The sequence below is a fragment of the Phytobacter sp. MRY16-398 genome (assembly GCF_003925915.1).
GTDB lineage: Bacteria > Pseudomonadota > Gammaproteobacteria > Enterobacterales > Enterobacteriaceae > Phytobacter > Phytobacter diazotrophicus.
Genome location: NZ_AP018756.1, coordinates 2,454,762 through 2,478,002, shown reverse-complemented (window position 1 = coordinate 2,478,002; position 23,241 = coordinate 2,454,762). Strand labels below are relative to the sequence as shown.

Annotated in this window: 26 protein-coding genes; 14 read left to right on the top strand and 12 right to left on the bottom strand. The window is 53.6% G+C overall.

Annotated elements, in window-relative coordinates:
• Nucleotides 1-34: 34 nt before the first annotated feature.
• Together mliC and anmK are read right to left on the bottom strand one after the other, a co-directional pair.
• Nucleotides 35-358: a C-type lysozyme inhibitor gene (mliC, locus tag MRY16398_RS12170; RefSeq protein WP_079498085.1), complete on the bottom strand. Its 324-nt coding sequence runs from the start codon at nucleotides 356-358 to the stop codon at nucleotides 35-37.
• 95 nt (nucleotides 359-453) lie between these two features.
• Nucleotides 454-1,578 carry an anhydro-N-acetylmuramic acid kinase gene (anmK, locus tag MRY16398_RS12165; RefSeq protein ID WP_041851548.1) on the bottom strand — a complete coding sequence of 375 codons (1,125 nt, stop codon included), beginning with the start codon at nucleotides 1,576-1,578 and terminating at the stop codon, nucleotides 454-456.
• A 280-nt stretch (nucleotides 1,579-1,858) separates the two neighbouring features.
• On the opposite strand from anmK, the gene slyB reads away from it, so the two are divergent.
• Entirely contained in the window at nucleotides 1,859-2,326 is a 468-nt protein-coding gene (slyB, locus tag MRY16398_RS12160; RefSeq protein WP_041851549.1) for an outer membrane lipoprotein SlyB, read from the top strand.
• Between the two features lie 87 nt (nucleotides 2,327-2,413).
• On the opposite strand, the gene slyA is transcribed toward slyB, so the two are convergent.
• Nucleotides 2,414-2,854, bottom strand: coding sequence for a transcriptional regulator SlyA (gene slyA / locus MRY16398_RS12155; RefSeq protein WP_041851550.1), 441 nt, complete (start codon nucleotides 2,852-2,854; stop codon nucleotides 2,414-2,416).
• Nucleotides 2,855-3,031: 177 nt separating this feature from the next.
• On the opposite strand from slyA, the gene MRY16398_RS12150 reads away from it, so the two are divergent.
• The 3 genes from MRY16398_RS12150 to MRY16398_RS12140 are packed head-to-tail and all read left to right on the top strand — an operon-like array spanning nucleotide 3,032 to nucleotide 6,146.
• A complete protein-coding gene (locus tag MRY16398_RS12150) occupies nucleotides 3,032-3,268 on the top strand; it encodes a DUF1656 domain-containing protein (protein ID WP_041851551.1) in 237 nt (78 codons plus the stop codon).
• Between the two features lie 2 nt (nucleotides 3,269-3,270).
• On the top strand, nucleotides 3,271-4,134 hold the full coding sequence (locus MRY16398_RS12145; protein WP_041851552.1) for an efflux RND transporter periplasmic adaptor subunit: 864 nt from the start codon (nucleotides 3,271-3,273) through the stop codon (nucleotides 4,132-4,134).
• Nucleotides 4,131-6,146 carry an FUSC family protein gene (locus MRY16398_RS12140; protein ID WP_409349126.1) on the top strand — a complete coding sequence of 672 codons (2,016 nt, stop codon included), beginning with the start codon at nucleotides 4,131-4,133 and terminating at the stop codon, nucleotides 6,144-6,146. Before MRY16398_RS12145 ends, MRY16398_RS12140 begins: the two co-directional genes overlap by 4 nt.
• Here the strand turns inward: MRY16398_RS12140 and sodC are convergent.
• The 3 genes from sodC to MRY16398_RS12125 form a co-directional block, all read right to left on the bottom strand.
• A complete protein-coding gene (gene sodC, locus MRY16398_RS12135) occupies nucleotides 6,136-6,657 on the bottom strand; it encodes a superoxide dismutase [Cu-Zn] SodC (RefSeq protein WP_079498088.1) in 522 nt (173 codons plus the stop codon). The two genes, MRY16398_RS12140 and sodC, sit on opposite strands and share 11 nt — an antisense overlap.
• Before the next feature lie 78 nt (nucleotides 6,658-6,735).
• Nucleotides 6,736-7,632 (bottom strand): aldo/keto reductase, encoded by an 897-nt coding sequence (locus MRY16398_RS12130; RefSeq protein WP_079498089.1) that lies wholly within the window; start codon nucleotides 7,630-7,632, stop codon nucleotides 6,736-6,738.
• Nucleotides 7,633-7,680: 48 nt separating this feature from the next.
• A complete protein-coding gene (locus tag MRY16398_RS12125; RefSeq protein ID WP_041851556.1) occupies nucleotides 7,681-7,920 on the bottom strand; it encodes a DUF1289 domain-containing protein in 240 nt (79 codons plus the stop codon).
• A 119-nt stretch (nucleotides 7,921-8,039) separates the two neighbouring features.
• On the opposite strand from MRY16398_RS12125, the gene MRY16398_RS12120 reads away from it, so the two are divergent.
• The 4 genes from MRY16398_RS12120 (at nucleotide 8,040) to rnt (ending at nucleotide 11,019) form a co-directional block, all read left to right on the top strand.
• The gene (locus MRY16398_RS12120; protein WP_125124440.1) at nucleotides 8,040-8,636 is read left to right on the top strand and encodes a TetR/AcrR family transcriptional regulator; all 597 of its coding nucleotides are present in this window, start codon (nucleotides 8,040-8,042) and stop codon (nucleotides 8,634-8,636) included.
• 53 nt (nucleotides 8,637-8,689) lie between these two features.
• Nucleotides 8,690-9,784, top strand: coding sequence for an alkene reductase (nemA, locus tag MRY16398_RS12115; protein WP_041851558.1), 1,095 nt, complete (start codon nucleotides 8,690-8,692; stop codon nucleotides 9,782-9,784).
• Nucleotides 9,785-9,868: 84 nt separating this feature from the next.
• On the top strand, nucleotides 9,869-10,276 hold the full coding sequence (gloA, locus tag MRY16398_RS12110) for a lactoylglutathione lyase (protein ID WP_041851559.1): 408 nt from the start codon (nucleotides 9,869-9,871) through the stop codon (nucleotides 10,274-10,276).
• Nucleotides 10,277-10,368: 92 nt separating this feature from the next.
• Entirely contained in the window at nucleotides 10,369-11,019 is a 651-nt protein-coding gene (gene rnt / locus MRY16398_RS12105) for a ribonuclease T (protein ID WP_041851560.1), read from the top strand.
• Nucleotides 11,020-11,056: 37 nt separating this feature from the next.
• Here the strand turns inward: rnt and grxD are convergent, their stop codons facing one another.
• Complete coding sequence (gene grxD, locus MRY16398_RS12100; protein WP_041851561.1) at nucleotides 11,057-11,404, bottom strand: monothiol glutaredoxin 4; 348 nt, start codon at nucleotides 11,402-11,404, stop codon at nucleotides 11,057-11,059.
• A gap of 341 nt (nucleotides 11,405-11,745) precedes the next feature.
• Here grxD and MRY16398_RS12095 point away from each other — a divergent pair, with 341 nt between their 5' ends.
• Complete coding sequence (locus MRY16398_RS12095) at nucleotides 11,746-12,582, top strand: C40 family peptidase (RefSeq protein ID WP_041851562.1); 837 nt, start codon at nucleotides 11,746-11,748, stop codon at nucleotides 12,580-12,582.
• Between the two features lie 120 nt (nucleotides 12,583-12,702).
• Nucleotides 12,703-13,284, top strand: a complete 582-nt coding sequence (gene sodB, locus MRY16398_RS12090) for a superoxide dismutase [Fe] (protein ID WP_079498092.1) — start codon at nucleotides 12,703-12,705, stop codon at nucleotides 13,282-13,284.
• Between the two features lie 29 nt (nucleotides 13,285-13,313).
• On the opposite strand, the gene MRY16398_RS12085 is transcribed toward sodB, so the two are convergent.
• Both MRY16398_RS12085 and cydH read right to left on the bottom strand, forming a co-directional pair.
• Complete coding sequence (locus MRY16398_RS12085; protein WP_125124439.1) at nucleotides 13,314-14,483, bottom strand: MFS transporter; 1,170 nt, start codon at nucleotides 14,481-14,483, stop codon at nucleotides 13,314-13,316.
• A gap of 166 nt (nucleotides 14,484-14,649) precedes the next feature.
• Nucleotides 14,650-14,739, bottom strand: a complete 90-nt coding sequence (cydH, locus tag MRY16398_RS12080; RefSeq protein WP_090086635.1) for a cytochrome bd-I oxidase subunit CydH — start codon at nucleotides 14,737-14,739, stop codon at nucleotides 14,650-14,652.
• A 298-nt stretch (nucleotides 14,740-15,037) separates the two neighbouring features.
• Here cydH and purR point away from each other — a divergent pair, with 298 nt between their 5' ends.
• Entirely contained in the window at nucleotides 15,038-16,063 is a 1,026-nt protein-coding gene (purR, locus tag MRY16398_RS12075) for an HTH-type transcriptional repressor PurR (RefSeq protein ID WP_041851565.1), read from the top strand.
• Nucleotides 16,064-16,079: 16 nt separating this feature from the next.
• Here purR and punR read toward each other — a convergent pair whose 3' ends face one another.
• On the bottom strand, nucleotides 16,080-16,991 hold the full coding sequence (gene punR, locus MRY16398_RS12070) for a DNA-binding transcriptional activator PunR (RefSeq protein ID WP_041851566.1): 912 nt from the start codon (nucleotides 16,989-16,991) through the stop codon (nucleotides 16,080-16,082).
• 113 nt (nucleotides 16,992-17,104) lie between these two features.
• Between punR and punC the strand changes: the two genes are divergently transcribed.
• Nucleotides 17,105-18,304, top strand: a complete 1,200-nt coding sequence (gene punC, locus MRY16398_RS12065) for a purine nucleoside transporter PunC (RefSeq protein WP_107223162.1) — start codon at nucleotides 17,105-17,107, stop codon at nucleotides 18,302-18,304.
• A 301-nt stretch (nucleotides 18,305-18,605) separates the two neighbouring features.
• Nucleotides 18,606-19,754, top strand: coding sequence for a cyclopropane fatty acyl phospholipid synthase (cfa, locus tag MRY16398_RS12060; protein WP_125124438.1), 1,149 nt, complete (start codon nucleotides 18,606-18,608; stop codon nucleotides 19,752-19,754).
• A gap of 138 nt (nucleotides 19,755-19,892) precedes the next feature.
• On the opposite strand, the gene MRY16398_RS12055 is transcribed toward cfa, so the two are convergent.
• Together MRY16398_RS12055 and MRY16398_RS12050 are read right to left on the bottom strand one after the other, a co-directional pair.
• Complete coding sequence (locus tag MRY16398_RS12055) at nucleotides 19,893-20,534, bottom strand: riboflavin synthase (RefSeq protein WP_041851569.1); 642 nt, start codon at nucleotides 20,532-20,534, stop codon at nucleotides 19,893-19,895.
• Nucleotides 20,535-20,662: 128 nt separating this feature from the next.
• Nucleotides 20,663-21,271, bottom strand: coding sequence for a class I SAM-dependent DNA methyltransferase (locus tag MRY16398_RS12050; RefSeq protein WP_125124437.1), 609 nt, complete (start codon nucleotides 21,269-21,271; stop codon nucleotides 20,663-20,665).
• Between the two features lie 485 nt (nucleotides 21,272-21,756).
• On the opposite strand from MRY16398_RS12050, the gene mdtK reads away from it, so the two are divergent.
• The gene (gene mdtK / locus MRY16398_RS12045) at nucleotides 21,757-23,130 is read left to right on the top strand and encodes an MdtK family multidrug efflux MATE transporter (RefSeq protein WP_071195346.1); all 1,374 of its coding nucleotides are present in this window, start codon (nucleotides 21,757-21,759) and stop codon (nucleotides 23,128-23,130) included.
• The last annotated feature ends 111 nt before the right edge of the window (nucleotides 23,131-23,241 follow it).

The window sequence follows — 23,241 nt, the reverse complement described above, 5'->3', positions numbered from 1 at the left end:
GGTGGGGCTATTGTGCCCCCCCCTTGCGAAAATCTCAACGCCGCGGATTTTGTAACTGGCAGTTATTCAGTACGATGCGATCGCGCTTGTAGACCGTGGCGCCATCACCCTTCGACCAGAAAACATAAATACCGTCAGTGTAGCGTGTCCCCGACGCCGACAGACCTTGCTTGAGGATCAGCGGCGTATTGTCATAAATAAAGCTCACTTCCTGGCGGGGATGGTTCAATTTCACCGTAAGCGGCTTTTCGTCACACTGATAGTTAAGCGTATCCGTATTCATGCGCTCAACAAACTGGTTGTAGTAACTACACCCGGCGAGAAGCGCGGGCAGGCAGGCGATTAACACTCTTTTCATTAGGTTTTCCCGAGACTGTCCTGGTCATGGAGGACGCGAATAACGTCCTCCGTAAACCCCGGAGTCTAACGGTACGCAGCCTGGGTGAAAGTCAGTTAACTCTGATTCTGTCGCGGATTAGCCGGATAGATAGCCCCCAGCACGCTGGCCTGCGATGCCCCCGTTACCGAAGGTAAGTTGCCGGGTAAACCGGCCAGCGTACGCCAGGCAAGCCAGGCAAAGGCCAGGGCTTCCATATCATCGCCGCTGATTCCCGCCTCATCCGTCGTGGTGACCTCAGTACCCGGCAGCAGCGCAGAAAGGCGCGCCATCAACAACGGATTACGGCTCCCCCCGCCACAGACCAGCAACCGTTCGCAGCCGCCGCACAACAATACCTGTTCGGAAATCGTCACCGCCGTCAGTTCTACCAGCGTGGTTTCGACATCGCGCGGATCCAGCGCCGGGAAAATAGCCAACTGACGCTCAAGCCAGCCATAGTTAAAATATTCACGTCCGGTGCTTTTCGGCGCGGGTGCAGCAAAATAGGGATCGCTGAGCATGTTTTGCAGCAGCGGCAGGACGACTTTCCCACCACTCGCCCACTGGGCGTCTTTATCGTAGGGCTTGCCAAGCTGACGCCAAATCCAGGCATCCATCAGCATATTTCCTGGCCCGGTGTCATAACCGCGGACCGGCTTGTCCGGGAAAAGTAGCGAGATATTGGCGATGCCGCCGATGTTCAGCACTATCCGGCGCTCGATGGGATGTGCCAGTAACGCATGATGAAACGCCGGGACCAGCGGTGCTCCCTGCCCGCCAAGGGCAATATCGCGGCGGCGGAAATCCCCGACCACGGTCACACCGGTTAACGCGGCGATTTGATTGTTATCGCCAATTTGCAGCGTATGAGGCGCATCGCCGGTGGGTTCATGCCAGATGGTTTGACCGTGGCAACCAATAGCCACGATATCTTTTGCACTGAGTTGTTCTTGCGCCATCAGAGCAAGGACAGCTTCGGCAAAGAGTTTGCCCAGACGCGTATCCAGTTGGCCCAGTTGCGACAGGGTGAGTGGTTGGCCCTGGCAGATGCTTAGAACAGCCTCTTTCAGCGCTATCGGCATCGGCCAGGTGAGACTGGCCTGTTGGGCGACCATCTTGTCATCAATAGCGGCAAGCACAACATCCACACCATCAAGGCTTGTTCCCGACATTACGCCAATATAGCGACCCGATTTCATACGCCTTCCTCGTTGCAGGGCTTTAGACGCTCACTCCATCATAAAGTGTTTTGTAAAGCTATCGATTACAAATACTTTTTAACAATCGAATCAGCGCTCACTGAAGGAAAAACAGCGGCAGACGCTTATAATCGGCTTGTTTAGGACCGGTTAAATCCATCATTGTTATTATTTTTGCTATGTTTTGGCAGAAGATGTGACCTGGTGTGACTAAATGCCATATAATTTAACCATGACGGATGCTCAACTGAGCATGTTTTGGTGAACAGGAGATTCATAGATGATGTTACGTGCACTGGCAGTTACGCTGGTTGGATTTACTCTGGCGGGTTGTGTTAATGACAGTACTCTTTCCGGAGATGTCTATTCCGCTTCAGAAGCCAAACAAGTACAAAATGTCACTTACGGCACCATTGTCAACGTTCGTCAGGTACAGATCCAGGGCGGTGACGACAGCAATGTTGTCGGCGCTTTGGGTGGCGCAGTTCTGGGTGGCTTCCTGGGCAACACCGTGGGCGGTGGCGCCGGGCGTTCTCTTGCAACAGCGGCGGGTGCTGTGGCGGGTGGCGTAGCCGGTCAGAGCGTGCAGGGTGCGATGAATAAATCACAGGGTGTGGAGCTGGAAATTCGTAAAGACGATGGCAGCAGCATTATGGTTGTGCAGAAACAGGGCAACTCCCGTTTCGTCGCCGGCCAGCGTGTCGCACTGGCAAGCAATGGTCGCCAGGTTACCGTCTCCCCGCGTTAATGGCATCACTGCCTTCGCAGGCAACGACCTGAACGTAGAGATAAAAAAAGCCTCGCAGATGCGAGGCTTTTTAATTACAACTGAGCATTAGTCTCGCGACTGCAACTCAATGATGTTCTGTTCCAGCCTGGCAATCAGGCTAATCAACAAATCCAGCTCTTCCGGTGAAATACCCGAAAGAATTTCGCCCCGCGTTTGCTTAATCACCGTTTCCATTTCTTCGATGATCGGGTCAGCTTTTTCTGTCAATTTGATCCGTTTTGCACGGCGGTCATTGGCACAGGTCTGGCGAGAAATAAGCCCTTTCTCTTCCAGTTGGTCCAACGTACGCACCAGCGAAGGCTGCTCGATGCCGATCGCTTTTGCCAGTTGAATTTGCGACTGATCGGGAGGCAGCTGATGGATGTTATGCAGCGTGACCCAATGCGTTTGCGTCAATTCCAGAGGTTTCAGGCGATGGTCAATCAGAGCACGCCAGATGCGCACTAAGCGTGCCAGATCAGAACCTAATGGCGATTCCAATTTCATCTCCTTATAATTAGCTTGCTAAGTTATTATACTCATTTTAGAATAGTGTGCAGCATTTATATTGGTAAAACAAATGCATTGCTGCCTTCACCGTGTTCGCCCATTCTTAATATCTCCGTCTGGCGGTCTTCGCCGTCAAAACGAACCGGTGAACCTTTCTGTAAAGGACTAACGCTTGTGACGCTGACAATTCGCTCCCCGGAATTTCCCCTGCAGGACCTGATCTTCGGCGCTTCGGTCTACTTTCCCCCTATCTTTAAAGCAGTACTGCTGGGGTTTATGGTGTGGCTGGTTTTGCATCGCTTACTGCGTGACTGGATGTACGCAGGGGATATCTGGCATCCCATCCTGATGGATCTCTCACTTTTCGTGATCGCAATCAGTCTGTCTCTCGGCTTTTTGATCATGTGGTAACTATGCGCCTGAAATCACTTAAATACTTTTCGACGTTACTGGTTCTGGCCGTGGCGCTCGCCGCTGGCTGGTGGTTATGGAATTTCTATATGCAGGCCCCCTGGACGCGCGACGGTAAAGTCCGCGCCGAGCAGGTCAGCATCACCCCGCAAGTGTCAGGAAGCATTACTGAGCTGAATATCAAAGACAACCAGTTGGTTAAAGCGGGCGATATTCTGTTCCGAATCGACGACACACCGTACAAAATCGCCGTGCTGAATGCCCAGGCGCAACTGGCGCGCGCGCAAACCGATCTCTCCAAAGCCAACAATGAAGCCAACCGTCGCCGCCATTTGTCGAAAAATTATATTTCAGCAGAAGATCTCGATACTGCGAATATCAATGTGAAGGCGATGCAGGCGAGCGTCAATGCGGCCGAGGCCGCCCTGCAACAGGCGCAATGGCAACTTTCACAAACGCAGGTAAAAGCCCCCGTAGACGGCTGGATAACCAATCTTTCCACCCGCACCGGCAACTACGCCACCGCCGGGCAACCGCTGTTTGCACTCATCGACAGCCACTCTTTTTATGTGGTGGGGTATTTCGAAGAGACAAAATTGCGTCATATTCGGGAAGGTGCTGCGGCGCAAATCGTTCTCTACAGCGGCAATTTCACGTTACAGGGTCACGTTTCCAGTATCGGTCGGGCAATTTATGATCAGAGCGTCGAGACCGACAGCGGTCTGGTGGCAGACATCAAGCCGAATGTGCCCTGGGTGCGTCTGGCCCAGCGCGTGCCTGTTCGGATTCAGTTCGATTCCCTGCCCGCCGATGTGACGCTGGTGTCCGGCACCACCTGCACGGTATCGATCGGCGGCGCGAAGTGAAAATCGCGATTCCCCTGCCCTGGCTTACCGCGACGCGCCCTCAGTGGCGGTACGCCATGCGCAACAGTATTGCGATGTGCCTGGCCCTGACCGTCGCCTATTACCTCAATCTGGATGAACCTTACTGGGCAATGACTTCTGCCGCCGTCGTGAGTTTTCCGACCGTGGGCGGGGTGATCAGTAAAAGTCTCGGTCGCGTCGCGGGCAGCCTGTTGGGAGCGACGGCGGCGATGATCATTGCCGGACATACGCTTAACGATCCGTGGTTGTTTCTGTTCGCTATGGCCGCATGGATAGGTTTTTGTACCTGGGCCTGCGCGCAGTTCAGTAATAACGTCGCTTACGCCTTCCAGCTTGCGGGGTACACCGCCGCGATTATTGCCTTTCCGGTGGTCAATATTACGGACACCACCGAACTGTGGGATATCGCCCAGGCGCGCGTTTGTGAGGTGCTGCTGGGGATTTGCTGTGGCGGCATGATGATGATGATCATGCCGAGCACGTCTGACGGTACCGCGTTGCTGAGCGCGCTGAAAAAGATGCACGCCCGCCTGCTCGAACATGCCAGCCTGCTCTGGCAACAGGAGATAACTGACGCCATCCGCACCGCCCATGAAAATGTGATTGGGCAGATATTGACCATGAATTTGCTGCGCATCCAGGCCTTCTGGAGCCACTATCGTTTTCGTCGTCAGAACCGGCTTCTCAACCACCTGCTCCATCAGCAATTACGTCTGACCAGCGTTATCTCCAGCCTGCGCCGACTGCTATTGAACTGGCCGCATCCGCCTGAGAATACGCGAGCAATACTCGAAACGTTGCTGGCGGAGCTCGCCCGGCCCGGTGCGCACTTTTATACCGTAGCGCGCATTATTGCCCCTCTCGCGCCGGTGAATGACGACGACTATCGGCACCGCGCCTTCTGGCACCGCTTGCGCTATTTCTGCCGACTGTATCTTGCCAGCAGCCGGTGGCTGGCGCGCCTTGAAAATGCCACCCCGATAACCGAATTTACGCTGCCCAGAAGCCGTGCTCTGGCGCGCTTTACCGATAATGCCGAGGCGCTATGGAGCGGGATACGTACTTTCTATGCACTGAGTCTGGTGGGCGCCTGGACGATCACCAGCCAGTGGGAGCACGGCGATGCGGCGCTGACCCTTGCCGCCATCAGTTGCGTACTCTATTCGGTTTCTCCCGCCCCGTTTAATTCATTGACGCTTCTTCTACGTACGCTCGCGTTGCTGACATTATTCAGTTTCGTCGTGAAGTTTGGTCTGATGGTACAGATCAGCGATTTATGGGTGTTCTTGTTATTTTTGCTGCCACTGTTGACCACAATGCAGTTGCTCAAGCTCCAAATGCCCAAACTGGCCGGGCTGTGGGGGCAATTGATCGTTTTTATGGGATCGTTTATTTCGGTGACCAATCCTCCGGTCTATGATCTCGCGGATTTTTTAAATGACGATCTGGCGAAAATTCTCGGCGTGGCGCTGGCGTGGCTCTCTTTTGCCGTTTTGCGCCCAGGGTCAGATGCACGCAAAAGCCGCCGTCATATTCGTGCGCTTCGGCGAGGTTTTGTCGACCAGCTCAGCCGAATACCGACGATGAGCGAGCATGAATTTGAGTCGGTGGTTTATCACCATATTAGTCAGTTGAGTAACAGCAAAGATGCGCTCGCCCGCCGCTGGTTATTACGCTGGGGAGTGGTTTTGCTCAACTGTTCGCATGTGGTCTGGCAACTGCGCGACTGGGAGGCACGCTCAGATCCCTTGTCGAAAGTCAGGGATCTCTGTCTGAGCCTGTTACGCGATGTGATGAGTGAACGCGGCGTGCAACAGCGCCCACTGGCCGCAACGCTTAGCGAACTGCAACGGATTTGTGATGCGCTGGCACGCCATCATCAACCTGCCGCACGGGAACTGGCATCGCTTATCTGGCGATTGTATTGCTCGTTATCGCAACTGGAGCAAGCCCCGGCAGCAGGCACACTGGCCGATTCCGCTAGCGGATAACACCACAGGCGTAACGCGCCCCGCCACCGCCGAGCGGTTTCGGCGAATCAGACATGTTATCGCCGCCAACATGAACCATCAGGGCTTTGTCTTTCACGTCACTGAGTTTTTTCAGGCGCGGCGCAACCACCGCATCGGTCGCCTTACCGTCGTTGTTAACCACCAGCACCGGTAAATCTCCTAAATGTCCCATCCCCTCGGGGCCTTCGTGTTTACCGGTTTTATCGGGATCGAGGTGACCACCAGCCGCCTCGGCAGCAGAGGGTTTTCCGTCTTTCAACGCAGGCTCACACGATCCTTTTGCATGAACATGAAAGCCATGTTCACCGGGCGGGAGTCCTTTTAGATCGGGCGTAAATTTCAGCCCTTTATCGGTTTCGCTGATGTTCACCGTGCCGACGGACTGCCCCGTCCCCTCGGCAGTGACGAGGTTCATCTTCACTTCGGTACTGGCCGCCTGCGCACCGGCGCAGACGAACAGTGTCAACACTGCCAGACTAAAACGCTTCATATGACCTCCGTTTTTGGCTTTTGCCCTGTAAGTTTAAACCAGGGAAAAAGATTTGGCGGAAAGTCACCTTAGCGCTTATCAGGGAACATCGTAACCCAGGGCCGCTTTGCGGATGCGGAACCACTGCTGGCGCGTCATCTCAAGGCTTGCCGCCCCCAGCGCCGAACGGACGCGTTCAATTTTTCCGGAACCGATAATCGGCAGCGGCTGCGACGGCAGACGCATCACCCAGGCATACACCACCTGTTCAATACTCTGGGCATTCAGCTCTTGCGCCACTTTCGCCAGTTCATCACGCAGTGGCTGGAACGCCTCGTCGTTGAACAGACGTCCACCGCCAAGGCAGGACCAGGCCATCGGCCGAATGCGCAATTGCTGGAGTTGATCGAGCGTACCGTCCAGTAATAGCGGCTGGTGAACCGGAGAAATCTCAACCTGGTTGGTCGCCAGGGTAAACGGCAGGCGCGACTGGAGCAGCGAGAACTGCGCCGGGGTGAAGTTCGACACGCCAAAATGGCTCACTTTGCCGCTCTGGTGCAGATGCAAAAACGCCTCAGCCACTTCATCGGCATCCATCAGCGGATCCGGGCGATGAATGAGCAGCAGGTCCAGACGTTCGGTCGCCAGATTCACCAATGACTGTTCGGCGCTGGCGATAATGTGATCGCGGCTGGTGATATAGTGGCCCAGCACATTCTCAGCACGGGCAGTGGTGGCGATGCCGCATTTAGAGACAATCTCCATGCGTTGACGCAGATGGGGAGCCAGCTTGAGCGCCTCGCCAAAAGCCGCTTCGCACTGATAACCACCGTAGATGTCCGCATGGTCGACGGTGGTGACACCGAGATCCAGGTGCTCCTCAATAAAACTCACCAACTGACGGGCAGACATATTCCAGTCCATCAGTCGCCAGTAACCCATCACAAAACGGGAGAACTCCGGTCCTTGCGGCGCAAGGGTAATTCTCTGAACCATAACCACTTCCTCAGCAATAATTTGCCATGAGTATACGCAATTATGGCGTCAAAACAGTGAAGGTTGCTCAGGTTCTTCAGGCGGGAGGGCTTTATTCGCCCGTAATTTGCGCAGAAAACGCTGACGACACAGGCGCAGGACATCCTGTTTTTGGGCGTCGCTCATGGTTTGCCAGTTGAACCGTTCTTCGCGGCTGCGCATACAGCCACGGCAAAATCCCCGCTCATCTGACTGGCATATTCCCCGGCACGGGCTCTGGACGGGGAAAAACTCCAGTTGTTCTGGCACGCATCGCCTCCTGTAGTATTCGTCTCTCTTTATTGAAGACTGCGCGCGCGGAACCTGCAAGATTGAGATCGCATCTATTGCTACTTGCAATAGACCAATCGGTCTAGTAGATTGTGCCCATGAGCAGAAATACTGAACACGATACCCGCGAACACCTGCTGGAAACCGGCGAGCGCTTATGCATGCATCGCGGTTTTACGGGCATGGGGTTAAGCGAATTACTGAAAACAGCGGAAGTGCCGAAAGGCTCTTTCTACCACTATTTTCGCTCGAAAGAGGCGTTCGGGGTTGCGATGCTCGAACGTCATTATGCCGGGTATCACCAGTGTCTGACGGATCATTTTGCCACAGGCGCAGGAAACTATCGCGATCGCCTGCTCGCGTATTATCAGCAAACACTGATCCAGTTTTGTGATCAGGGGATTATCAGCGGCTGCCTGACCGTCAAGCTTTCTGCCGAGGTGTGTGACCTGTCAGAAACGATGCGTGAAGCCATGGACAAAGGTGCCAGTGGCATTATCACCTTACTGGCACAGGCGCTGGAAAGCGGCCGCCGTGATCAGTGTCTGACCTTTACTGGTGATGCGCTGACCCAGGCGCAGGTGCTCTATTCCCTGTGGCTGGGTGCCAATCTGCAGGCTAAGATTTCACGCAGTGCCGTGCCGCTGGAAAGTGCGCTGGCCCATGCGAAAACGATTATTGCAGCGCCTCTTTAACAGGCGTTTTTATTTCCCACTTTACTAGTCGACCGGTCTATTCAGGAGAATTTATGTCCAGCAATTTGTTTACGCCGCTGAAAATTGGCGCGATTACCATCCCAAACCGTGTGCTGATGGCTCCGCTGACACGTCTGCGCAGCATTGAGCCTGGCGATATTCCGACTCCGCTGATGGGCGAATACTACCGCCAGCGCGCCAGTTCTGGCTTAATCATCAGTGAAGCGACCCAAATCTCTGCACAGGCGAAAGGCTATGCAGGCGCGCCGGGCCTTCACAGCCCGGAACAAATTGCCGCATGGAAAAAAATCACCGCTGGCGTACACGCGGAAAACGGTCATATGGCGGTTCAGCTCTGGCACACCGGACGCATTTCTCACACCAGCCTGCAGCCTGGCGGCCAGGCACCTGTTGCCCCTTCGGCGATCAGTTCCGGTACCCGTACCTCCCTGCGTGACGCTAACGGCAACGCAACCCGCGAAGACACGTCGATGCCGCGAGCGCTGGAAACCAGCGAAATTCCGGGCATCGTCAATGATTTCCGTCAGGCCGTCATCAACGCACGTGAAGCCGGTTTTGATTTAGTCGAACTGCACTCTGCCCACGGCTATCTGTTGCACCAGTTCCTGTCACCGTCTGCCAACCAGCGTACCGACCAGTATGGCGGCAGCATCGAAAACCGCGCCCGCCTGGTGCTGGAAGTTGTTGATGCCGTAAGCGCTGCCTGGAGTGCGGATCGCATCGGTATTCGCGTCTCCCCTATCGGTTCCTTCCAGAACACCGATAACGGCCCGAATGAAGAAGAAGACGCACTGTACTTTATTGAAGAACTGGGTAAACGCGGGATTGCCTATCTGCACATGTCCGAGCCGGACTGGGCAGGCGGTCAGCCGTACACCGAGGAGTTCCGTCGCAAAGTGCGTGAGCGTTTCCACGGCCCCATCATCGGTGCTGGCGCCTACACGGTAGAAAAAGCAGAAGATCTGATTGCGAAAGGCTTGATTGACGCCGTGGCCTTTGGTCGTGCTTACATCGCTAACCCGGATCTGGTTGAACGCCTGCAGCGCAAAGCAGAACTGAACCCGCAACGCCCGGAAAGCTTCTATGGCGGTGGCGCGGAAGGTTATACCGACTACCCTTCTTTATAATCACTTCGTTGATAGCGGCAGGGATCCGCCGCTATACTAAAACTCTGTTTCGAATGACAATTCATTGACGCTTAAGAGGACATTATGCGCTTACTTCACACCATGCTGCGCGTTGGCGACCTGCAACGCTCCATTGATTTCTACACCAAAGTGCTGGGCATGCAGTTGCTGCGTACCAGTGAAAACCCGGAATACAAATACTCACTGGCCTTTGTGGGTTATGGTCCGGAAACAGAAACGGCAGTTATCGAACTGACCTATAACTGGGGCGTAGATAAATATGACCTGGGCAGCGCTTACGGTCATATCGCGCTGGAAGTGGATAATGCGGCAGAAGCCTGTGAGCGTATTCGTCAAAATGGCGGCAACGTAACGCGTGAAGCGGGTCCGGTAAAAGGCGGCACAACCGTTATCGCTTTTATTGAAGATCCGGACGGCTATAAAGTCGAACTGATTGAAGCCAAAGACGCGGGACGCGGTTTGGGCAATTAATGCTTTACGGGCGCCTGTGGCGCCCGCTGTTTTACATCCCTTCGCAAAATTTGCCATAATGCGCTGCCATTTTCCCTTAGCAAGAGACTCCAATGTCCGATAACGCCCAACTTACCGGTCTGTGCGACCGTTTTCGCGGTTTTTACCCTGTCGTGATTGATGTTGAAACCGCCGGGTTTAACGCCAAAACCGATGCACTGCTGGAGGTCGCTGCCATCACTCTGAAAATGGACGACCAGGGTTGGTTAATGCCTGACAGTACCCTGCATTTTCATGTTGAACCGTTTGAGGGAGCGAACCTGCAGCCGGAAGCACTGGCATTTAACGGTATCGACCCGAATAACCCGCTGCGGGGTGCCGTGAGCGAGCACGACGCGCTCCACGCTATTTTCAAGATGGTGCGCAAAGGTATTAAAGATCAGAACTGTAATCGCGCCATTATGGTGGCTCACAACGCCACCTTCGACCACAGCTTTATGATGGCTGCCGCTGAGCGCGCATCCCTTAAGCGTAATCCGTTCCATCCGTTCGTCACTTTCGACACCGCCTCGTTGAGCGGGCTGGCGCTGGGGCAAACGGTGCTCTCAAAAGCCTGCGCCACCGCCGGCATTAATTTCGACGCAACCCAGGCACACTCCGCGCTGTACGACACTGAGCAGACTGCGCTGTTGTTTTGCGAGATAGTTAACCGCTGGAAACGGCTGGGCGGCTGGCCGCTACCCATCGCAGATAGCGAGGCATAAAAAAAGCGACCCGAAGGTCGCTTTTTTATTGCGATGATTATTCCGCGTCCGGCTCTTCGGATTTGTACTTCGCCGCCGTCTCTTTGATCAGCTGCTGCAATTCGCCGCGCTGGTACATTTCGATTACGATGTCGCACCCGCCAACCAGCTCGCCATCAACCCACAGTTGCGGGAAGGTCGGCCAGTTTGCATATTTCGGCAGCTCGGCGCGAATGTCCGGGTTTTGCAGAATATCAACGTAAGCAAAACGTTCGCCACAGGCGGAGAGCGCTTGCACTGCCTGTGCGGAAAAGCCGCAGCTTGGCAGCTTCGGAGAGCCTTTCATATACAGGAGAATCGGGTTTTCAGCGATCTGACGCTGGATTTTTTCAAGGGTAGAGCTCATTGTCTTGCTTCCTTCAACTTCTTTTCGGCAGATAGTCGTCATTGTAACGGTTAAGGTGCGTAACCGAAAATAACATTTTGTTCACCACTCATTATTTTATCGTCTGTCGCGATAAGTTGCTTTTAAAATATCACTTATCTTATGTTTCACCGCACGCCAATAGTTCAACATTTGAGCTTCTTCCAGAGCCAATTGGTGATTTTTTTTGCGCTTGCTAACGAAACACAGTTTTAGATGCAAAAACCCTATTAACTTTTGTGCTTTTTTTAGATTAGAATCGACGCGGTTCTAAATCATACGCAAGCATTATTGAATGCCTGCACTTATCAGGGGATTGCTCAGTGGCGCGAATTCATACAGCTTCGATCACGCTCTGTGCTTTGTTGTTCACCACGTTGACTTTCACGCCATTAGCGAATGCTTCCGAGCAGACGCGAGGTTCGGCCGTGCATAAGACAACGCATCTGGCGAAAGCATCCGAGAGTAAGAAAAAAACCACCACAGAAAAAACATCAAAGAAAAGCAGTCGCACCGAAACAAAAACAACGGCTAAAGCCGGAAATAAAAAAGTGGCAGTGACGAAAAAATCGTCAACCAGCAGCAAAAATACCACCAGTAAGAATTCCTCCCGTCACAGTAAAACCAGCACGAAACCCATCGCCGCTACCGCTATGACGGAAAAATGCACAAAGCGTAAAGGCCATAAACCGCACTGTGTAAAAGTGAAAAACAGCAAACTTGTTGCGCTTTCCGATGCGCACAAAGTCCGCATCCAAAAAGTACAGAAAACTGCCATGTCCAAACTGATGAATCAGATTGGCAAACCTTATCATTGGGGCGGCACCTCCCCGATGACCGGCTTTGATTGCAGTGGTCTGGTCTATTACGCCTATAAAGATCTGGTGAAATTCCGCATTCCCCGCACCGCGAACGAAATGTATCACCTGCGTGATGCCTCTCCGGTCAACGTTGCGGAACTGGAAAGCGGCGATCTGGTGTTCTTCCGTACACAGGGTCGTGGTACCGCGGATCACGTGGGTGTGTATGTCGGCAACGGCAAATTCATTCAGTCACCACGCAGCGGCCAGGATATTCAGATTACCTCATTAAGCGAAGATTACTGGCAGCGTCATTATGTGGGTGCCCGCAGAGTGGTTACGCCAAAAACCATCCGCTAATCTCCTGCCTGCCGCTAATGCGGCAGGTAACTCTCTCTTTTTTCTCCCCTTTCGATTTGCTACCCTATCCTTACACTCAATAAGGTTATTGAGTGCATTACAACAATAAGGAGTGAAGCAATGTCGTTCGAATTACCTGCATTACCGTATGCAAAAGACGCCCTGGCTCCGCACATTTCTGCGGAAACACTGGAGTACCACCACGGCAAACATCATCAGGCTTATGTCACCAACCTGAACAACCTGATTAAAGGCAGCCCGCTGGAAGGTAAAACGCTGGAAGAGATTATTCGTAGCTCTGAGGGCGGCGTGTTTAACAATGCAGCCCAGGTCTGGAACCACACCTTCTACTGGCATTGTCTGGCCCCGAACGCAGGCGGTGAACCAACCGGTGCTGTGGCGGCTGCGATCACCGAAGCTTTTGGCAGCTTTGCTGAGTTTAAAGCGAAATTCACGGATGCCGCAGTGAAGAACTTTGGTTCAGGCTGGACGTGGCTTGTGAAAAACGCCGATGGCAAACTGGCCATTGTTTCGACATCAAATGCCGGAACACCGCTGACCACCGACGCCACGCCGCTGCTGACTGTGGATGTGTGGGAACACGCTTACTACATTGACTATCGTAACGCCCGTCCAAACTATCTGGAGCATTTCTGGGCGCTGGTCAACTGGGAGTTTGTCGCGAAGAACCTCGCCGCGTAATCATCAGGAGGGGAAACCCTCCTGTTTTTTTACTCCGCTGCTGTGCAGGTGCGTTCTGCGCTGGCTCTGCCGGAAAACAGCACCAACAGTAACGCCATCCCTGCAATAATCGCCCCGGTGACCGGCACAACGGTATACCCCAGACCACCCGAAATCACCGCGCCCCCTGCCGCTGCCCCCAGCGCATTACCCAGGTTAAACGCGCCAATATTGACTGACGACGACAATCCGGGAGCTTCATGTGCCACACGCATAACACGCATCTGCAACGGAGGCACTACCGCGAAGGTTGCCGCGCCCCAGATAACCATGCTGATTGCCGCACCGATTTCACTGCGTGCCAGCCAGGGAATAGCAACCATAATCACGATCAATAACAGCAAGAAGCCTTTCAGGGTCGCCATGACCGAGCGGTCAGCCAGCTTGCCACCAAGGTAGTTGCCGATGGAGAATCCAACGCCCACCAGCACCAGCATCGCGGTGATAAAGGCCGGAGTGGCATCGGTAATACGGTGCAGGACCGGTGAAATGTAGGTGTAAAGCGTGAACATCGCCCCTGCCCCCAGTACCGTCGTCAGTAACGCGGAAACCACCTGAGGTCGCATCAAGACCGCTAACTCTTTGCGCACATCAGGACGTTCGCCGGCACTGCCTTTCGGCAAGGAAAAATAGAGACTGACCATGGCGATAACCCCCAGCCCCGCCGTAGCAAGGAACGACATGCGCCAGCCAATCGCCCCGCCCAGCCAGGTTGCTGCGGGCACACCGCCAATATTGGCGATAGTCAGCCCCATAAACATGGTCGCCACTGCGCTTGCCTGTTTTTCTTTTGCCACCACGCTTGCAGCCACCACAGAACCCAACCCAAAGAAAGCGCCATGGTTAAGGCTTGTGATAATGCGGGAGAGCATCAGTGTTGTGTAATCAGGTGAAAGTGCTGACAGCACATTGCCGAGGGTAAAAATCGCCATCAGGAATACCAGCGCATTACGTCGTGCCCGGTGTGAAAGCAGCAATGTCATTAACGGTGCTCCAACCATCACGCCAATGGCATAAGCGCTAATAAGCATACCCGCTGCCGGGATCGAGACATCCACGCCCTGGGCGATAACGGGCAGTAACCCCATGGGGGAAAATTCGGTCGTACCGATGCCGAAAGCGCCAATCGCCAGGGCAAGCAGTGGGAAATTAATCTTCATAAATAGACTCCGGAATTGCCGTGTCGACGCGCGACACCGTCACAGAAGTCAAAAGTATGACATTAATCACAAAAAACAGAAGTTAGCGAAATGGGAAAAGACTATTGCTAATTTGATGACAATCGGGGAGTGAAACGAGGGAGAGTGGCCTCTCCCACGGGATAGATCAATGCAGTGCGGCAGTCAGCCCGCCAGCAACAATCAGGGCGAGTACAATCACGGTAGTCACTAAAGAAAACTTCAGGTCGGTGCTCATCAATTTTTCTCCTTATTAATTCCCACACAGAAAGTGATGTAACGCATTTTTGCACAAATAAACGTAAAAATCTTGCAGGATTTAGGGTGATACACGTTTTAGCACTTCCCCTTTTGGTCAAGATCAGACAAAATTCGACGCTAAATTTATTAGCGTACCGGCCATTGACTCCCCTCCTGACGTCCAGTGTCTTTTTCCCGGCGTATTGCAATCCCTTCTTTGGGTACAGGGTGATGGAAGGCAAACGTTTACCTTATGTATTATCAGGAGTTTACGATATGGTCTGGAGTAAGATCTGATGGCAACGATTAAAGACGTAGCGAAGCGAGCAAACGTTTCCACCACAACCGTATCACACGTAATTAACAAGACGCGTTTCGTTGCAGAAGAGACGCGTAACGCCGTCTGGGCGGCGATTAAAGAATTACATTACTCCCCCAGCGCGGTTGCCCGCAGCCTGAAAGTCAATCACACAAAATCTATTGGCCTGCTGGCGACCAGTAGCGAGGCGGCTTATTTCGCTGAGATCATCGAGGCGGTTGAGAAAAATTGTTTCCAGAAAGGCTATACCCTTATTCTCGGTAACGCCTGGAATAACCTGGAAAAACAGCGCGCCTATCTGTCCATGATGGCGCAAAAACGTGTGGATGGCCTGCTGGTCATGTGTTCGGAATATCCGGAATCGTTACTCAGCATGCTGGAAGAGTATCGCCACATTCCCATGGTGGTCATGGACTGGGGCGAAGCAAAAGCCGATTTTACCGATACGGTGATCGATAATGCCTTTGCCGGCGGCTATATGGCTGGCCGTTACCTGATTGAACGCGGCCATCGCGAAATTGGCGTTATCCCAGGTCCCCTTGAGCGCAATACGGGCGCAGGCCGTCTGAGCGGGTTTATGAAAGCGATGGAAGAGGCCCATATCACCGTGCCAGAAAACTGGATCGTGCAGGGTGACTTTGAACCGGAGTCCGGCTATCGCGCCATGCAACAGATCCTGACCCAGTCCTCTCGCCCGACCGCGGTGTTCTGCGGCGGCGATATCATGGCAATGGGCGCGTTGTGTGCGGCAGACGAAATGGGCCTGCGCGTGCCGCAGGATATTTCGGTGATCGGTTATGATAACGTGCGCAATTCGCGTTTCTTTACCCCTTCACTAACGACCATTCACCAGCCGAAAGACTCGCTGGGGGAAACCGCGTTTAACATGCTGCTTGACCGCATCGTGAACAAACGTGAAGAATCACAGTCGATTGAAGTGCATCCGCGCCTGATTGAACGCCGCTCGGTTGCCGATGGTCCGTTCCGCGACTATCGCCGTTAATCCTGCCGGGAGCAGTTCACTCCTGCTCCCGCAGCCATTCCCTGTTCAGCGTTTCGCTGTCGCCCAGATAACTCAGTAACCAACTCAGCGCCGGTGAGGCGTCATTCTGCTGCCAGGTCAGACAACAGGCGGCGTCCGGAAAGGGGTTTTCCAGTGCCAGTGCAACCCACTCACCGCGATCGATCCACGGGCGGGCGAAATGTGCAGGCACCATCCCAATACACAGCCCGGCAGACAAACAGGCCGCAGATGATTCCCAGTCCGGGGCGACAACCCGTTTCTGATTATCCAAAAGCCAGGTGATGCGTTTAGGCAGCGAGCGGGAGGTATCTTCGCGTACCAGTGAGGGCCAGTTGCGCAACGTATCATCACTGAGCGGTGATGCCATCGTTGCCAGAGGATGATGGCGGGCGACCACGCATTTCCAGCTCAGCATGCCCATATCGCGAAAGGTATATCGGCCCCCGACCGGAATCGCCTGGGTCGCGCCGATAGCCAGTTCGACACGCCCGTCGGCCAGCGCATCCCACACACCGTTAAACACCTCCTGGGAGACCAGCAGCTCGACATCGCTAAAATGGCGATAAAAATCGACAATCATCTGGCGCGTACGTTCCGGTTTGACGATGTTATCGACGGCAATAGATAGCTGCCCCCGCCAGCCGTTGGCGATTTGCTGGCATTGTTGACGGGTGATCTGCATTTTTTTGATAACAGAACGCCCCTCTTTCAAAAACCACACGCCAGCCGGCGTCAACTCCACATCCCGGTGACGGCGTTCAAACAACGGCACCGCCAGCCACTCTTCAAGCTGACGCACAGTATAGCTGACCGCAGAAGGCACGCGATGCAACTCCTGCGCCGCACCGCTAAAGCTGCCGTTTCGCGCCACGGCATCAACCACTTCGAGAGAATATTCTGACCACATAATCTGCCTGCAAAAATTTTGAAACCAATGCGCAAATATTAGCGTTTCACAAGCCGACTTGCACTCCTTAGACTCTGGAGCCCTGTTAACCTGCCATAAAAAAGAGATCTGCCATGCAACCTGGAAAAGGATTTTTAGTCTGGCTCGCGGGCTTAAGCGTACTGGGCTTTCTGGCCACCGATATGTACCTGCCGGCGTTCGCCGATATTCAGCAAGATTTAAATACGTCTGCCGCAGCGGTCAGCGCGACGCTGAGCCTGTTCCTTGCGGGCTTTGCCGTTGCCCAACTGGTCTGGGGACCGCTGTCGGATCGCTATGGCCGTAAACCCATTTTGCTAAGCGGCCTGGCCATTTTCGCCGTCGGCTGCCTTGGTATGCTGTGGGTTCAGGATGCTGTCTTGTTGCTGGTGTTGCGTTTTGTCCAGGCGGTCGGGGTCTGTGCTGCTGCCGTGACCTGGCAGGCGCTGGTGACAGATCACTATCCGGCGCAGCGTACAAACCGCATTTTTGCCACCATCATGCCGCTGGTGGGGTTATCGCCTGCCCTTGCGCCGCTGCTTGGTAGCTGGATTCTGGCGCACTTCTCCTGGCAGGCGATCTTCGCCACATTATTTGTTATCACCGTCATATTGATGCTTCCGGCACTGCGTCTGCGTCCTGGCGCGCAGAAACCGGCAAAAACCGCACAGGCGCTGACCTTCGCCGCGCTGTTGCGCGATAAAGCCTATCGCGGCAACGTGCTGATTTATGCCGCCTGCTCAGCCAGCTTTTTTGCCTGGCTTACCGGTTCACCGTTTATTCTTCATGAAATGGGCTACGGCCCGGCGGTTATCGGCCTGAGTTATGTGCCGCAAACCATCGCCTTTCTGGTCGGGGGCTACGGCTGTCGCGCCGCCTTGCAGAAATGGTCTGGTGCCCGTTTATTACCGTGGTTGCTGCTGGCCTTCGCATTGAGCGTTGCGGCAACCTGGGGCGTGGGGTTAATGCCTGGCGCCTCACTGACCGCCCTGCTGATCCCCTTCTGTCTGATGGCGATGGCAAATGGCGCAATCTATCCGATTGTCGTGGCTCAGGCGTTGCGCCCCTTCCCGCAGGCTACCGGACGGGCGGCTGCCTTGCAGAATACACTGCAGTTAGGGCTGTGTTTTGTCGCAAGCCTGGTGGTATCGGCTCTGATTACCCATCCGCTGCTCGCTACCACCAGCGTGATGCTGTCAACGGTTGTTCTGGTCGCTTTTGGCTACCGTATGCAGCGCCAGGAAAGTGAGAGTTATCAAGCGGATGAAGCCAGTGAGTCATCCTCGCACGCGTAATTTCATGAGCGACTATGTTACAGTTTAGTGATTAGCTTGCTAACAGTTTTCTGTTGTATCACCGGATTTTGAGGCCTATACTCTTTTCCGGCTAGTTACAAATACGATAAATATTAAGTATTAACGGGAGCCGGAGCGCTCCCGTTTGTCCATGGAAGGCCTTTCTGGCAAGGGTCATCTCCCTTCCTCTGTTCTACGTCGGATATCAGCCTCACGGCGCAAACCGTGAGATTTCTCACATACCTCAAAAAGCGTCTACGCTCTTTTAAGGTTCTGATCACTTGCTGGTGGTGGAGAAGTTATGAGTTCATCGTGTATAGAAGAGGTTAGCGTACGGGATGATAACTGGTTCCGTATCGCAAACGAGTTGCTGAGCCGCGCCGGTATCCTGGTTAATGGACCGTCGGCATCTGATATTCAGGTTAAAAACCCTGATTTTTTTAAACGTGTTTTGCAGGAGGGGTCGCTCGGACTGGGAGAAAGTTATATGGACGGCTGGTGGGAATGTGACCGGCTGGATGTGTTTTTTACGAAAGTCTTGCGTGCCGGGCTGGAAAAACAGCTTCCGCGCCATTTGAAAGATACCCTTCGTATCGCCGGGGCAAGATTATTTAATCTGCAATCCAAAAAACGCGCATGGATCGTCGGGAAAGAGCATTACGATCTGGGTAACGATCTTTTTACCCGCATGCTGGACCCGCAGATGCAATACTCTTGCGCCTACTGGAAAGATGCTGAGCGCCTTGAAGACGCGCAGATCGCCAAATTACGCCTGATTTGCGAAAAACTTCAGCTCAAGCCAGGGATGCGCGTGCTGGACATTGGCTGCGGTTGGGGCGGTCTGGCGCAATTTATGGCGCAAAACTACGCGGTCAGCGTCGTGGGTGTTACTATTTCTGCCGAGCAACAAAAACACGCGCAACAGCGTTGTCTGGGGCTGGATGTCGATATTCGCCTGCAGGATTATCGCGACCTGAACGATCAGTTCGACCGCATCGTCTCTGTCGGTATGTTCGAACATGTCGGTCCTAAAAATTACGACACCTACTTTACCGTCGTTGATCGTAACCTCAAACCGGATGGTCTTTTCCTGCTACATACCATCGGTTCACGGCGAACCGATCATAATGTGGATCCCTGGATTGACCGTTATATCTTCCCCAATGGCTGCCTTCCGTCAGTGCGGCAGATAGCGAATGCCAGTGAGTCCCATTTCGTGATGGAAGACTGGCATAATTTCGGCGCAGATTACGATAAAACATTAATGGCCTGGTATGAACGATTCCTCGCCAGTTGGCCAGAAATCGCCGATAACTATTCCGAACGGTTTAAACGCATGTTCAGTTACTACCTGAACGCCTGCGCAGGCGCTTTCCGTGCGCGGGATATTCAACTCTGGCAGGTGGTATTCAGCCGGGGTATTGAACACGGACTTCGCGTAGCACGCTAACAGCCCACCCCGCATTTGCGGGGTTTTTTCTTTCTGTCAGACAGTGCAGCTTGTTAACCAACGCCCCTTTTCTGCTGGCATAAAAAAGGAGAATACTTTTCATATTCTCCCTTATTAGTTCACTCTTTTTTCGCGGGATTATTCGTCGTTACTGACGACAGCGGCCGCTGCCTCTTTGGCCGCCAGAACGCGTTCAACCGTGTCGACAACCGCCTGCGTTTGCGGATCAATTTCGATGTTCACGCGATGACCCAATTTTTTACTGCCAAGCGTGGTGCGCTGCAACGTTTCCGGGATCAGATGCACGCAGAAACGGGTTGGCGTCACTTCGCCCACCGTCAGGCTGATGCCATCAATCCCAATAAAGCCTTTATAAAGGATGTATTTCATCAGCGCCGGATCCTGTACCTTGAACCAGATCTGACGGTTATTTTCGGAGGTCAGGATTTTAACGATTTCCGCAGTAGTCATAATATGGCCCGACATTAAATGCCCGCCAATTTCATCGCTGAATTTTGCCGCGCGCTCAACGTTTACCGCATCGCCGACCGCCAACTCACCCAGATTAGTGATGCGCAGCGTCTCTTTCATCAAATCAAAACTGATGTGGCTGCCATTAATCTCCGTGACCGTCAGGCAGCAACCGTTGTTTGCCACAGACGCCCCGGTTTCAAGCCCTTCCAGCATATGATCCGGTAGCTCGACGACGTGAGTTCGGAAATTGGGCTTATCATCGATGGACACCAGTTTTGCCGTGCCCTGTACAATACCAGTAAACATGCCTACCACTCCTGTATGTCATTTACGGCACCGCCGTTTTCTAAAACGCACAATAACAGGAGGAAAATCATGTTGCCAGCCTCGCGGGGCGGATGATGGCAAGGGAGGTATAAAACCACACGATAATCTCAATTCACCTTCTTACACAGCCAGATAGAGTGATAACCGCACTCCGGATCCTCAAACTGTACATCAACAACGGAGAACCCGTGCTGTGCCAGGATCTTCCGGTACTCCTCAGGCGCGAGACTCGCGTGATACAGCGGCTCGCCGGCGAATGTCCCCATCGCTGTGCCATTCGACGTACCGCTGGTAAACATTAATGCGCTGCCCGGGTGACTAAGTGCTGCAAAAAGGGGAAACATGGCGCGTTGATCGTTCTGTGTCAGATGAAAAAAGCTGTCCCAGGCTATCAGACCATCAAAGGTCTCATCCATCGCCAGATGGCGCATGTCACGCTGGATCCAGCGTTGCGTCGGGAAATCCGCCTGCGCCTGTGCAATCATCGCCGCTGAACCGTCCACGCCCGTGAGCGTAAAGCCGCTGCCAATAAAATACTCAGCAATGGGTTTTCCGTTTCCGCAGCCGATATCCAGAATATGCCCGCCCGGCCGGAGTAGCTGTAAAAATTTGTCGAGCCATTTTTTTTCAAATAGCTGACGAGAGCGCTGCCTGGCGAACTCCTCAGCATGCTTTTCGTAGAGCGAAAGTATTTGCTTCGCCGCGTCAGATTCCATGATGTTCAGCCTCTCTTTTTTAATGTCAGACACTAAGGTAAGGGAACTGACGTACAATGCTCACCTGCCAAAAACAGTGGGACTGATAACGTTCACTTATCGTTAACGTGGCAAAAATGTGCAACAAGCTGTAAGATTTGCCTGTAACTCTGATAATAGAATAAAGAAACAACCGCTTCGCGTTAACATCCCGGCACTGACGGGAGACGACGATACTTTTTCGGGCACGCGTTACCGTACCCCGACGCTTTTTTCGTGCTGGTTTTCCCCGGCGCCTTTCCTTTATTCACAACTGACCCGATGGGCATGATCGCCTGACTGGTTTACTCAAACTGAAAAGCAAGATGAACAAGGATTTGATCGCAATGCTTAACGCTATGCTGGATTTCTGACCATCCCCGCAGTGTCCCGGACCAGAAGACACATCTATATTTTTAATGAATTAAACATTCATCGCATATAACAACTATACCAAGGTGTTTTCAGTGCAGAAGTACTTTACAGAAGCGCGCCAGTTGCTCGCCCTGGCTATCCCGGTGATCCTCGCGCAGGTCGCCCAAACCGCAATGGGGTTCGTTGATACGGTTATGGCTGGCGGTTACAGCGCCACCGATATGGCTGCTGTCGCCATTGGGACCTCTATCTGGCTGCCCGCTATCCTTTTTGGTCATGGACTGTTGTTGGCACTGACCCCGACGGTGGCGCAACTTAACGGCTCCGGGCGTCGCGAGCGTATTGCGCATCAGGTACGTCAGGGCTTCTGGCTGGCCGCGACGGTGTCGATTCTGATAATGATCGTGCTGTGGAATGCCGGTTATATCATTCACGCCATGCATGACATCGATCCGCAACTGGCGGATAAAGCCGTGGGCTATTTACGCGCCCTGCTGTGGGGTGCGCCGGGCTACCTGTTCTTTCAGGTTGCACGTAATCAGTGCGAGGGGCTGGCGAAAACCAAACCCGGCATGGTGATGGGTTTCCTCGGCCTGCTGGTGAACATTCCCATTAACTACATCTTTATTTATGGTCATTTCGGCATGCCGGAGCTGGGCGGTGTGGGTTGCGGCGTGGCAACGGCATCGGTCTACTGGGTGATGTTTGTCGCCATGCTCTCGTACGTTAAACGGGCGGGGTCCATGCGTGACATTCGCAATGAAGCGCATTCTGGCAAACCGGATCTGGGCGTTCTGAAACGTCTGGTACAGCTTGGTCTGCCTATCGCGCTGGCGCTCTTTTTTGAAGTAACCCTGTTTGCCGTTGTGGCCCTGCTGGTATCGCCGCTGGGCATTGTGGATGTCGCAGGACATCAGATCGCCCTGAATTTTAGTTCGCTGATGTTCGTGTTGCCGATGTCGCTTGCCGCCGCCGTCACAATCCGTGTCGGCTTCCGCCTGGGGCAAGGGTCCACGCTTGACGCGCAAACAGCCGCACATACCGGTCTTGGCGTGGGAGTGTGCATGGCGGTACTGACCGCTATCTTTACCGTTGCGCTGCGTGAACATATTGCGCTGCTTTATAACGACAATCCTGAGGTCGTCACGCTGGCCTCGCAATTGATGCTGCTGGCCGGTTTGTACCAGATTTCCGATTCGATTCAGGTTATCGGCAGCGGGATTCTGCGTGGTTATAAAGATACACGTTCTATCTTCTTTATTACCTTTACCGCCTACTGGGTACTGGGTTTACCGGCAGGTTATATACTGGCGTTAACCGACCTGGTGGTTGATCGGATGGGCCCGGCTGGATTCTGGATGGGCTTTATCATTGGGCTGACGTCGGCAGCTATTCTGATGATGCTCAGAATGCGTTTCCTCCAGCGCCAGCCGTCGTCCATCATTTTACAGCGCGCCGCGCGTTAATATCGGCGTAGCCGTCATCGGGCGGCTACGTTTCCTTGCCAGGCGACCGGCTTTCAATGCGCGAAGATATGCAAAACATCCTGGTGAAACGAGAGAAATTCAGCAAAAGGA